Here is a 12,424-nt window from a genome sequence, read left to right on the forward strand (position 1 = left end):
CTGATGATTTCTGCACCATCGAGTCCCCGAGTTTCCCGGCAGGCAGCCCCTGACGGAAAAACGCTGGTGACGCGTCGAAACGACTCAAATCAGGAAACGCTTCAGGCAGAGAATCAGAGAGTTGAATCGCTGGCAAGTCCTTACGATTCCGCGAGATTCACTTTCCGCAAAAACGGCCGCGAAAACTGTGTTGTTGGGTCCTTACAGCAACTGTCCGAGGAATTCCTGGACCTCGTGCCCCGGCCGGAACTTGCCGATGCGCTTGATTTCCCAATGCAGCCGGATGCCCGACCGTTCGAGCACGCGCGCGCGCACCGTCTCGCCAAGATATTCAAGGTCGTAGCCGGTCGCGGTTCCCGTGTTGATCATGAAGTTGCAATGCATCGGCGACATCTGCGCGCCGCCGATCATCAGCCCCCGACAGCCCGCTCTGTCGATCTCCTTCCAGGCCGAGGTGCCCTCCGGATTCTTGAAGGTCGAGCCGCCGGTCTTTTCGCGGATCGGCTGCACGGTCTCGCGATGGTGCTGGACGGCGTCCATTGCCGCCTTGATCGCGGCCTTGTCTGCCAAAACGCCTTCGAATACCGCTGACGTGAAGATCAGCCCGGCAGGTGCTGCCGAATGGCGATAGGCGTAGCCCATATCGGCGTTGCTCAGCGTATGCACATTGCCCTTGCGGTCGAGCGCCCGCACCTCGACAACGCGCTCGCGCGTCTCGACGCCATTGGCGCCGGCATTCATCCTCAGCGCACCGCCGATGGCGCCCGGAATGCCGTGGTAGAACTCAAAGCCGCCTATGCCAGCCTGATAGGCGACAGCGGCAAGGCGTTTGTCGGGCGTCGCCGCACCCGCCTTGATTGTGGTTGGCGCAATCACTTCGGCTTCGCCAAAGCCCTTGGCCGAAAGCCGGATGACGAAGCCCGCAATACCGCCGTCACGGACAAGCAGGTTCGAGCCGATACCGACGGTGGTCAGTGGTATCTCTTCGGGCACTGCTCCCAGGAACGCAACGAGATCGTCTTCGTCGGCCGGCTGGAACAGCGCGTCGGCCAGCCCGCCGGCGCGGAACCAGGTGATCTTGTCCATCTCGGCATTGGGCGTGATGCGGCCGCGCAGGCCGGCAAGCCGGCCGCCAAGCTTGTCGATCAATGCCTGGCCACGCATCATGAGGCAGTACCGCCGAGTTCCCTGGGCAGCGCGTAGGCCCATTGCGTGATATTGCCGGCACCGAGGAAGACGATGAAATCGCCTGGTTTGGCCAGGTCGCGGATAACCGGCGCAATCGCCGCGGGGCCTTCGATGTAGCGCGCGTCGCGATGGCCGCCGGAGCGGATGCGCGACACCAATGCCTCGGACGTCACGCCGTCGATCGGCTCTTCGCCTGCCGCATAGACCGGCGCCACCATCACCGTGTCGGCATCGTTGAAGCAGACGGAAAACTCGTCGAACAGGTCGTGAAGCCGGGTGAAGCGGTGTGGCTGGGCAATGGCGATGACGCGGCCCTTGGTGGCATCGCGCGCCGCCTTGAGAACCGCCGTGATCTCGACCGGATGGTGGCCGTAATCATCGAACACATCGACGCCGTTCCACGAACCGGTACGGGTGAAGCGCCGCTTGACGCCGGCGAAGGACGACAGGCCCTTCCTGATCGCCTCGGCCGAAAGGCCGAGTTCATGCGCGACGGCGATCGCCGCCGTCGCATTCGCGACGTTGTGACGGCCGGGCATCGGCAGGCGCAGGCCTGATATCGTCGACTGGCCGCCGGTCTTGCGGTCGCGGATCACCACGTCGAATTCCGAGGTCGGGCCATCCATGCGGTGATTGATGAAACGCACGTCGGCCTGTGCGTTCTCGCCATAGGTGATGACGCGCCGGTCCTCGATGCGGCTGACCAGCGCCTGCACCTCGGGATGGTCGGTGCACATGACGCCGAAGCCGTAGAACGGTACGTTTTCGACGAACTGGCGAAAGGCCTCGCGCACCTTGTCGAAGGAGCCGTAATGGTCGAGATGCTCGGGATCGATGTTGGTGACGACGGCAATCTCGGCCGGCAGCTTCAGGAACGTACCGTCGCTCTCATCGGCCTCCACCACCATCCATTCGCCATCGCCCATGCGGGCGTTGGTGCCGTAGGCATTGATGATGCCGCCATTGATCACGGTCGGATCGAGCCCGCCGGCCTCGAGCAGCGTCGCCACCATCGAGGTCGTCGTCGTCTTGCCATGCGTGCCGCCGATGGCCACCGCCTGCCGGAAGCGCATCAGTTCCGCCAGCATCTCGGCGCGACGGACAATGGGGAGCAGTTTCTCGCGTGCGGCCTTCAGCTCCGGATTGGATTTCTTGATCGCCGTCGAGACGACGACCACTTCGGCATCGCCGATATTGTCGGCATGATGACCGACAAAGCACTCGATGCCCTTGTCGCGCAGCCGCTGCACATTGGCGCTGTCGGCCTGGTCGGACCCTTGCACCTGGTAGCCGAGATTATGCAGCACCTCGGCGATGCCGCTCATGCCGATACCGCCGATGCCGATGAAATGCACGAGGCCGATCGTCTGCGGCATCTTCATACGTGCGTCTCCTTCCTGAATTCCGATACGCTTTTCTTCGACGCAATAGCCTCTGTCAGATCAGCGAGCAACCGTGCCGCGTCCGGTTTTCCGGCCGATTTGGCCGCCGCTGCCATTGTGGTCAGCCGCTCCGGATTGTCCATCAGCGCTCCGACGAGCGCGGCGATGCGCTCGGGCGAAAGCGTCGATTGCGGATGCACTTCGGCGCCGCCTGCCGCCGCCAATGCCGCGGCATTGGCTGCCTGGTCGTGGTCGAGCGCATGCGGATAGGGCACCAGCAGCGCCGGCCGGCCGATCACCGCGATTTCCGATACGGTCGATGCGCCGGACCGCGACATCACCAGATGCGCCGCAGCCAGGCGCGCCGCCATGTCGGTGAAGAAGGGCGACACCTCAGCCTCGACGCCAAGGGCGGCATAGGCCGCCTTCACCCGCCCGACATCGTCGGCACGCGCCTGCTGGGTGATATCAAGCCGCCCGCGTTGTGCATCGGAAAGCTGTCGAACCGCCGCCGGCACCGCATCGGAAAAGAATTGTGCGCCCTGACTGCCGCCGAACACCAGGAAGCGGAACCGCTGCTCCCCGGTCGACGCCGCATAGGGCGTCTTTGCCGCCTCCAGCACTTGCGGCCTGACCGGATTGCCGGTCGTCACCGTCTTGGCGCCTGCAGCGCTTGAATCTTCCGGCAAGAACCCGCCGGCGATGGCATCGACACGGCCGGCGAGCGCCCGGTTCGCGCGCCCCATCACCGCGTTCTGCTCGTGGATCAGCGTCGGCACCTTGCGCCGCGTCGCCGCGTAGAGCGGCGGCAGCGTCGGATAGCCGCCGAAACCGACCACGACGGCTGGCTTGACCCGACCGATCACGGCCGACGCCTGCCGCACGCCGCCCCAGATCTTCCAGAAGGCGGCGAGCACGGCGAACGGGTTTTTCGAGCCGATGGTCGCCGACTGGATCGGATGGATGCCCGCCGCCGGGAACTGGCCGGCAAAACGCTCGGCACGATCATCGGCGGCCAGATGCACCGTCCAGCCGCGCCTGATCAACTCGTGCGCCAGCGCCTCGGCCGGGAAGAGATGCCCGCCCGTGCCGCCGGCCGCCAGAAGGATCGCGCCCCTCGACATTTCACTCCGCCGGCATGGCGCGCCGCGACGGCGCGAAGCCCAATTGCTTGCGCTTTTCCGGCCGCTTGCGCGTCAGCGCCAGCACCATGCCCATCGAGATGGCGATGGCGATCTGCGAGGAGCCGCCATAGGAGATGAACGGCAAGGTCATGCCCTTGGCCGGCATCAGCTGCAGATTGACGGCCATGTTGATGACCGACTGCAGACCGAAGACCGTGACCAGGCCGCCGACCGCATAGCGTGTGAAATCGTCCTGCTCCTTGAGCGCGGTGCCGAGGCCGCGCAGCACGATGAAGGCGAAGATGGTCATGATGAAGAAGCACATGATCAGTCCGAACTCCTCGCCGGCCACCGAGTAGACGAAATCGGCATGGCTGTCGGGTATCACCCGCTTGACGGTGCCCTCGCCCGGCCCGACGCCGAACCAGCCGCCATTGATCAGCGCATCGCGGCCCATATCGACCTGGAACGTGTCGCCCTCGCCGGTCATGAAGCGATCGATGCGGCCGGCGACATGCGGGAACACGGTGTAGGCGGCAAACACGCCGCCGACGCCGACAGCGCCCAGCGCGATGATCCACAGCCATGGCAGCCCGGCCATGAAGAACATCACCCCCCAGGTGCCGAGCACCAGCATGGTCTGGCCGAAATCGGGCTGCGCCACCAGCAGCGAGATGACGAGGGCCAGCAGCAGCATGGCGAACAGATTGCCTGGAATGTCGGGCTGGCGCTTGTGTTCGGCAAACAGCCAGGCGCAGATGACGACGAAGGCAGGCTTCAGGAATTCCGACGGCTGCAGCGACACTCCGGCGAGCGACACCCAGCGACGCGCGCCCTTCACCTCGACGCCGATGTAGAGCACCGCCACCATCAGCACCAGCGTGATGCACAGCATCGCCAGGGCCATGCGCCTGATCTGCCGCGATTCCAGGAAGGAGACGGCCAGCATCACGCCAAGTGCGGGAATGGTGAAGATGATCTGCCTCGTGGCGAAGTGGAAACTGTCCAGGCCGATGCGCTGGGCCACCGCCGGGCTTGCCGCGAAAGACAGCACTATGCCGAGCCCCATCAGCGACAGGAACGCGGCCAGGAACCAGCGATCGATCGTCCACCACCAGGTGGCAACCGGGCTTTTGTCGAGACGGCTTTGCATTATCGTGCCCCTCCGATGAGCTTCACGCCATCAATAGTGCTCGCAGCTTGCCTGAAGGCTTCGCCGCGCACTTCGAAATTCTTGAACTGGTCGAAACTGGCGCAGGCCGGCGAAAGCAGCACCACCACCTCGCCATCGCCATCGTCCCTGGCCGCATCGCTTGCCGCATGCTCGACTGCTGCGGCCAGCGTGCCGGAGATCTCGTAGGGCACCGCCTCGCCGAGCGTCGCCGAGAAGGCTGGTGCGGCCTCGCCGATCAGATAGGCCTTGGCGATGCGCGGAAAGAGGCCGCGCAACGGCTCGATGCCACCCTCTTTCGGCAACCCGCCGGCGATCCAGTAGATGCGCGGAAAGGAGGACAATGCGGGCGCTGCCGCATCGGCATTGGTCGCCTTGGAATCGTTGATGAACAGCACATGGCCCTTGCGGCCGACCTGCTCCATGCGGTGCGCCAGCCCGGGAAAGCTCTCCAGCCCCGACTGGATCTCGCCCAGCTCGAGCCCGACCTTGAGGCAGGCGGCGAGAGCGGCCAGCGCATTCTGCGCATTGTGCTGGCCGCGCAGCGAGCCGACGCCCTCGAGAAAGGCAACCCGGCTGTAACGGCCGTGCACCGCCTCCATCAGATCGGTGCCGTCGGCGAAATAGCCGTCGGTCAGCGGCAGGCGCTTCGAAATGCGGATGACGTGCCGGCCTGCCCGCTCCAGCCGGTCGGCGAGCTGGGCGCACCAGGAATCGTCGACGCCGACGACGGCCGTTTCGCTGCCGGCCGCCAGCCGTTCCTTGATCGCGGCGTAGTGCTGCATCGTGCCATGACGGTCGAGATGATCGGGCGTCAGGTTGAGCAGGACGCCGGCGGTCGGATTGATCGAGGGCGCCAGGTCTATCTGGTAGGACGAGCATTCCACGACATAGTGCCGCCCCGGTTCCGGCGGATCGAGGGTCATCACCGCGCGGCCGATATTGCCACCCATCTGCGTGTCGCGTCCGGCCGATTTCAGGATATGCGCCGTCAGCGCCGTGGTCGTCGATTTGCCGTTGGTGCCGGTTATGGCGATGAAGGGTGCAGCCGGCGCCAGCAAGGTCCGCTGCCGGCAGAACAGCTCGATGTCGCCAATGATCTCGACGCCTGAAGCGCGCGCCAGTTCCACCGTCCAGTGCGGCTTCGGATGCGTCAGCGGCACGCCGGGCGACAGCACGAAGGCCGAGAACTTCGCCCAGTCGGCGCCACGCAGGTCGCCGGTTCCGATACCGACCGCCGCGGCATTGGCGACACTGCCGGGATTGTCGTCCCAGGCGAGCACCTCCGCCCCGCCCTCGATCAACGCGCGCGCAGTGGCGATCCCCGAGCCGCCGAGCCCGAAGAGCGAAACGCGCTTGCCTGCGAAGGATGCGGCGGGGATCAAGCGGCCTCCTATCGGAGCTTGAGGGTCGACAAGCCGACCAGCGCCAGGATGACGGCGATGATCCAGAAGCGGATCACCACCTGGCTTTCGGTCCAGCCGAGCTTTTCGAAATGATGGTGGATCGGCGCCATCAGGAACACCCGCTTGCCGGTCATCTTGAAGTAGCCGACCTGGATGATGACCGACAGGATCTCGACGACGAACAGGCCGCCGACGATGACCAGCACGATTTCGTGCTTGGTGGCAACCGCAACCGTGCCGATCAGCCCGCCAAGCGCCAGCGAGCCGGTATCGCCCATGAAGATCGCCGCCGGCGGTGCGTTGAACCACAGGAAGCCGAGGCCGGCGCCGATCACTGCGCCGAGGACCACCGCCAATTCACCGGTGCCGGGCACGAAATGGATCTGCAGATACTCGGCGAACACCGCATTGCCGGACAGGTAGGCGATGACGCCGAAGGACGCCGCCGCGATCATGATCGGCACGATCGCCAGGCCGTCGAGGCCATCGGTCAGGTTCACCGCGTTGCCGGCGCCAACGATGACGAAGCACGAGAACGGGATGAAGAACCAGCCGAGATTGATGAGGAACTCCTTGGCGAAGGGGAAGGTCAGCGACGACGAGAACGGCGCCTGGCCGTTGTGCATGATCACCCAGGCGGCGATGCCGGCGATGACGAACTCAAGCCCCAGCCGCGCCTTGCCGGAAAAGCCGAGATGCGATTGCTTCGTCACCTTGAGATAATCGTCGTAGAACCCGATCGAGCCGAAACCCAGGGTCACCAGCAGCACCACCCAGACATAGATGCTGGATAGGTTCGCCCACAGCAGCGACGAGCCGATGATGCCGCACAGGATCATCAGCCCGCCCATGGTCGGCGTGCCGGCTTTCTTGAAATGCGTCTGCGGCCCGTCGGCACGGATCGGCTGGCCCTTGCCCTGCCGCAGCCTCAGCGAATTGATGATGGCCGGGCCGAAGATGAAGACGATCAGCGCCGCGGTGATCAGCGCGCCGCCGGTGCGGAAGGTTATGTAGCGGAAGACGTTGAAGACCGAGATCTTGTCCGCGAATTCGACGAGCAGTGTGAACATGCGATTCGGTCCCCGGACCTGGCTCTAGGTCTGTTTGGCGGTTGCGGCTGCCGCCGGAAATTTGCTGAGCAGTGCGTCGACCAGTTTGGAAAACCCGATGCCTTTCGACGATTTGATCATCACCACGTCGCCCGGCTTCAGCGCCGACAGAAGCACCAGTTTCAGATCCTCTGCGCCGGCGCGATACTCTGTCTCGATCTCATCAGGCAGGATGTCAGCCAGCGCCCGCATTTGCGGGCCGGCGAGAAACACCGTGCGCGTCTCGGTGCCGATGATGAGATCGGCAAGGGCAGCGTGCAGCTTCGCCGAATGATCGCCGAGCTCGAGCATGTCGCCGAGCACCGCGATGCGCCTGCCTTCGCCTGACACCGGCGTCGCATTGAGCAGCGCCATCGCTGCGCTCATCGACGCCGGATTGGCGTTGTAGCTCTCGTCGATCAGCGTGATCGGACCTTTCGGGTGGCGCAGCACATGGCGCTTGCCGCGTCCGCGTTCGGCCGAAAGATCGGCCAGCGCCAGCGCCACCCTGGCGATGTCGGCGCCGACCAGGTGCGCGGCGCCCAGCACAGCCAGCACATTCTGCACCATGTGTCGGCCCGGCGCGCCGACCCTGACGGTGATCTCCTGACCGCCGATCTTGGCGGTGATGACGGAATGATCGGCATGCAGCGCGCATGTCAGCAGCTTGAAGGTTGCACGGGCATTCTCGCCAAAGCCGTAGATGTGCTCGACGCCGGCGGCTCTCGCCATCTTGTCCAGAAGCTTCCAGCGCGGGTCGTCGCGGTTGAGAAGGACGGCGCCGTCCGGTTCCAGCCCTTCGAAAATCTCGGCCTTGGCCTTGGCGATCTCGTCCAGATTGCGGAAGAAGCCGAGATGTGCCGCCGCGATCAGCGTGACGATGGCGACATGCGGTCGGACCATTCTGGCCAGTGGCCGGACCTCGTCGGGATGATTCATGCCGATCTCGAACACGGCATAGTCGCAATCCACAGGCATCCGCGCCAGCGTCAGCGGCACGCCCCAGTGGTTGTTGAAAGACTGCGCCGATGCGTGCACCTTGCCGGCCACGGACAGCACATGGCGCAGCGCTTCCTTGGTGGTGGTCTTGCCCGCCGAACCGGTCACCGCGATGATCTTGGCATTCGAGCGCGCGCGGGCGGCCAGCCCCAGCTTTTCCAGCGCGGCCAAGACGTCCTGCACGACGATCATCGGCGCCGTCAGCCGCCCGAGCGACGGCAGCTTGCCCTCGGCGACGACCAGCACGCCGGCGCCGGCCTTGATGGCGGCGGTCGCGAAATCATGGCCGTCCATCGCCTCGCCCTTGATCGCGAAGAAAGCATCGCCCGGCTCAAGGCTGCGGCTGTCGATCGAGATGCCGCTGATACCCTCCGGCATCGGACCGAGCGGTCGTCCGCCCATGGCGGCGACGAGATCCTCTGAGGTCCACAGGAAGCTCATGCGGCGTGCTCCTGGAGCGCGGCGCGGACTTCCTCATGGTCGGAAAAATGCAGCGTTTCGGCGCCGACGGTCTGGCCTTCCTCATGCCCCTTGCCGGCCACGATCAGCGTATCGCCGGCATGGAGCATGGCGACTGCCTGGTGGATCGCCTTGCGCCGGTCACCGATCTCGATGGCGCCGGGTGCAGCGGCAAGAATCGCGGCACGGATCGTTTCGGGCACTTCCGAGCGCGGATTGTCGTCGGTGACGATGACGACATCGGCGAGCCGCGTGGCGATCTCGCCCATGATCGGACGCTTGCCACGGTCGCGGTCGCCGCCGCAGCCGAACACGACGATGACGCGGCCGGTGGTGAACGGCCGGACCGAAGCCAACACGTTTTCCAGCGCGTCCGGCTTGTGCGCGTAATCGACATAGACGGGCGCACCGTTGGCAGCGGTGCCAACAAGGTCCAGCCGGCCCGGGGCGCCCTTCAATTTCTCCAACGCCATCAGGGCTTTGGCGGCAGGTGTTCCAGTAGAAATGGCGAGGCCCGCCGAAACCAGGGCATTGGCGATCTGGAAATCGCCGGCCAGCGGCAGATCGATCTCGTGGAGAACGCCATCGACTTCCACCTCGGCACGCTGGCGGTGGCGCTCGTGCTCGACCCGCTTCAGTGTCAGGAACCCGCCGTGGCGGCCGACCGTCAGCACATCCAGTCCCGCGGCCCTTGCCGCCTGGATCGTCGGCTCCGACCAGGGATCGTCGGCAAAGATGACGGCCGGCGCGCCCTTCGGCAGCAGCGCGTCGAACAGGCGCAGCTTGGCGCGATGATAGTCCTCGACTGTCGGATGATAGTCCATATGATCGCGGCCGAGATTGGTGAACCCGCCGGCTGCGAGTTTGACGCCGTCAAGCCGGCGCTGATCGAGACCATGGCTGGAGGCCTCCATCGATGCGTGGGTGACGCCGGCATCCGCCAGTTCGCGCAGCAGCCTGTGCAGGTCGACCGGGTCGGGGGTGGTCAGCGAGCCGTACTCGTTGCGGCCCGGCGCCACCACGCCGGTCGTGCCGATCGAAGCAGCGGCAAAGCCTGACTGCTCCCAGATCTGCCTGGTGAAAGCCGCAACCGATGTCTTGCCGCTAGTGCCGGTCACCGCGACCATGGTTTGCGGCTGCCTGCCGAAGTAGCGGGCCGCACTCAGCGCCAGCGCCAGGCGCGGATCGTCGACAGCGAAAACCGGCACCGGCAGTCCGGTGACGGCGCCGCTGCCCTTGCCGGTCACGATCGCCGCGGCGCCGCGCTTGGCGGCATCGGCGGCATAGGCCGCGCCATCGGTCTTGGTGCCAGCGAGCGCGAAGAAGACCACGCCCGGTCCTACCTGGCGGGAATCCGAAGAAATCCCGGTAACCTCCGCATCGAAGGACGCTGTCCCCTCGACAGGCAGGATACCGGCTAGGTCTTTCAGCTTCATCGAACCCCGTTCATAGCAACAAAATAGCGCGCAGTTGCCGGCGCGCCCTCAGAATCACTGATAGGAAACCAGCGTTGCGCCATTTTCATGGCTGAAATCTGGCTTCACGCCAAGCATGGAAGCCGAACGTCGGATAATGTTTGCAGCCATGGCGCCAGCATTCGAGGCGGCCGTCGCACCCATGCCGGGTTTTTCCGGCTTCGGTTCGTCGGCGATGGTAAGCACGATGTATTGCGGATCGTCCATCGGGAACGCCGCGACGAAGGCATTGAAGTTCTTGTCCTTTGAGTAGCGGCCGTTGACAACCTTCTCGGCCGTTCCCGTCTTGCCGCCGACGCGATAACCTGGAACCCTGGCGTTCCTGCCTGAGCCTTTCTCGGCATTGAGTGCATAGAGATAGCGCATGTTCTCGGAGGTCTTGTCGCTAACGACTTTCTTGGCCACCGACATCGCCTGTTCCTGCGCTCGTCTCAGGAATGTCGGCTGGATCAGATAGCCGCCGTTCATCAGCGCGGCACAGCCAACCGCCGTCTGCAGCGGCGTCGTCGACACACCGTGACCAAAGGCGATGGTGATCGAATGGACCTGTTTCCAGACCTTTGGCTCGGTCGGGCGGGCGACCTCAGGCAGTTCCGTCTGCATTCTCTCGAGGATGCCCAGGCGATGCAGGAATTCGCGGTGCCCCTCGATGCCAACCGCTTCGGCTTCCTTGGCCGAACCGATGTTGGACGAATAGATGAACACTTCGGGCACCGACAGCACCCGGGACTTGCCATGAAAATCATGGATGGTCTGGCGGCCGATCCTGATCGGGCGCGTAGCGTCGAAACGGCTTTCCAGCGTCACTTTGCCGGAATCGAGCGCCATGGCGGTGGTAAAGCTCTTCAAGGTCGAGCCCATCTCGTAGAGCCCGGCCGACATGCGGTTCAAGCGGTCCTTGTCGTGCGCATTATAGGGGTTGTTCGGATCGAAGTCCGGAACCGAGGCCATCGCGACCACTTCGCCGGTCTTGACGTTGAGAACGACGGCGCCCGCCGCGATTGCGCGGTATTTTTCCATCCCGGTGGCGACCTCGTCACGCACGATATGCTGGACGCGCAGGTCGATCGAGAGCTGCACCGGCCTCAGATCCTTGGCCACCGCCAGGCCGGACGCCTGAAGATCGCTCAGCCCCTGTTCGTCGATGTATTTCTCCATGCCGGAGATGCCCTGGTTGTCGATGTTGGTGAGGCCGACAATGTAGGACGAGGTTTCGCCGGCCGGATAGAAACGGCGCTTTTCGGTGCGGAAGCCGATGCCGGGAATGCCGAGCTGCAGAATCTCAGATTGTTGCTTGGGCGTCAGTTGCCGCTGCAGCCAGACGAAGCCGGCGCCGCTCTTCAGCTTGTGATAGGTCTGCTCGTAGTCGATTTCGGGAAGCACCGTCGCCAGTTTTTCGATCGCCTCGTCGGCGTCGACAATGCGGCGCGGTTCGGCAAACAGCGACGCCGTCTTGATGTCGGTCGCGAGAACTTCGCCGTTGCGGTCGACGATGTCGGGCCGCGACGCCGTCACCCGGCTCTGCGGACCGCCGGACAGGTCGGGGTTCTGGAAACCGAGATAGACCAGCCGCCCGGTGATGGTCAGATAGATGCCGAAAAACACCGCCATCGTCATCACGACGCGGGTCCTGCCCTTGCCGCCTGTCGCCTTGCGGGCGCCTTCGACCACAATCGATCCGTCGTCGCCGGACTTGGCGCGGCGCGTCAGCAGACTGGTGATCACTGGAAGTCTGGCGATCATTGGACGATGCCTCCGGTGACCACGGGGTCGTTGCCCATCGGTTCCTTGCTGGAACTGTCGGCCATGCCGCCCAGCCGCTCGGACGAAAGGTCCTCGATGGTGAGGGGTTTTGCCGGCAGATCGTCCAGCCCGATGATCTGGCGGGCGCTGACCGGCTCGAGCTCGAGTTGCGATTTATAGGTCTCGGCCAGCTTTTGCAGGCGCGACGGTTGGGTAAGCAGGCTCCAGTCCGCCTTGAGGAGATCGATCGTGTCCTCCTCGTAGCGGATCTGCGCCTGGATTTTGTGCACCGCCGCCAATTGTTCCTCGGCCTCGCGCTTGGTCTTGAAGGTCAAGGCCGCGGCCGAAACCATGACGGCGATAAGGACTATGTCGCTGGTACGAAACAC

At 64.5% G+C, this 12,424-nt stretch carries 10 protein-coding genes; all 10 read right to left on the reverse strand.

Going from position 1 to position 12,424, the window contains the following annotated elements; genetic code table 11:
• Positions 1-201: 201 nt before the first annotated feature.
• Genes murB through ftsL form a run of 10 tightly spaced genes read right to left on the reverse strand, consistent with a single transcriptional unit; the run spans position 202 to position 12,424 of the window.
• Positions 202-1,167 carry a UDP-N-acetylmuramate dehydrogenase gene (gene murB, locus AC0L3H_RS12995; RefSeq protein ID WP_473585715.1) on the reverse strand — a complete coding sequence of 322 codons (966 nt, stop codon included), beginning with the start codon at positions 1,165-1,167 and terminating at the stop codon, positions 202-204.
• Positions 1,164-2,570 carry a UDP-N-acetylmuramate--L-alanine ligase gene (murC, locus tag AC0L3H_RS13000; RefSeq protein WP_023798740.1) on the reverse strand — a complete coding sequence of 469 codons (1,407 nt, stop codon included), beginning with the start codon at positions 2,568-2,570 and terminating at the stop codon, positions 1,164-1,166. The genes murB and murC overlap by 4 nt, the downstream gene beginning before the upstream one ends.
• Complete coding sequence (gene murG, locus AC0L3H_RS13005; RefSeq protein WP_473585716.1) at positions 2,567-3,694, reverse strand: undecaprenyldiphospho-muramoylpentapeptide beta-N-acetylglucosaminyltransferase; 1,128 nt, start codon at positions 3,692-3,694, stop codon at positions 2,567-2,569. Before murG ends, murC begins: the two co-directional genes overlap by 4 nt.
• 1 nt (position 3,695) lies before the next feature.
• On the reverse strand, positions 3,696-4,847 hold the full coding sequence (gene ftsW / locus AC0L3H_RS13010) for a putative lipid II flippase FtsW (protein WP_091594150.1): 1,152 nt from the start codon (positions 4,845-4,847) through the stop codon (positions 3,696-3,698).
• Positions 4,847-6,250: a UDP-N-acetylmuramoyl-L-alanine--D-glutamate ligase gene (gene murD, locus AC0L3H_RS13015; protein WP_473585717.1), complete on the reverse strand. Its 1,404-nt coding sequence runs from the start codon at positions 6,248-6,250 to the stop codon at positions 4,847-4,849. The genes ftsW and murD overlap by 1 nt, the downstream gene beginning before the upstream one ends.
• An 8-nt stretch (positions 6,251-6,258) precedes the next feature.
• A complete protein-coding gene (mraY, locus tag AC0L3H_RS13020) occupies positions 6,259-7,341 on the reverse strand; it encodes a phospho-N-acetylmuramoyl-pentapeptide-transferase (RefSeq protein ID WP_023798736.1) in 1,083 nt (360 codons plus the stop codon).
• Between the two features lie 24 nt (positions 7,342-7,365).
• On the reverse strand, positions 7,366-8,799 hold the full coding sequence (locus AC0L3H_RS13025) for a UDP-N-acetylmuramoylalanyl-D-glutamyl-2,6-diaminopimelate--D-alanyl-D-alanine ligase (protein ID WP_473585718.1): 1,434 nt from the start codon (positions 8,797-8,799) through the stop codon (positions 7,366-7,368).
• On the reverse strand, positions 8,796-10,253 hold the full coding sequence (locus AC0L3H_RS13030; protein ID WP_473585719.1) for a UDP-N-acetylmuramoyl-L-alanyl-D-glutamate--2,6-diaminopimelate ligase: 1,458 nt from the start codon (positions 10,251-10,253) through the stop codon (positions 8,796-8,798). The genes AC0L3H_RS13025 and AC0L3H_RS13030 overlap by 4 nt, the downstream gene beginning before the upstream one ends.
• A gap of 54 nt (positions 10,254-10,307) precedes the next feature.
• Positions 10,308-12,035, reverse strand: coding sequence for a peptidoglycan D,D-transpeptidase FtsI family protein (locus AC0L3H_RS13035; protein WP_473585720.1), 1,728 nt, complete (start codon positions 12,033-12,035; stop codon positions 10,308-10,310).
• Positions 12,032-12,424, reverse strand: a complete 393-nt coding sequence (ftsL, locus tag AC0L3H_RS13040) for a cell division protein FtsL (protein ID WP_023798732.1) — start codon at positions 12,422-12,424, stop codon at positions 12,032-12,034. The genes AC0L3H_RS13035 and ftsL overlap by 4 nt, the downstream gene beginning before the upstream one ends.

Source organism: Mesorhizobium sp. WSM4816, assembly GCF_055811535.1.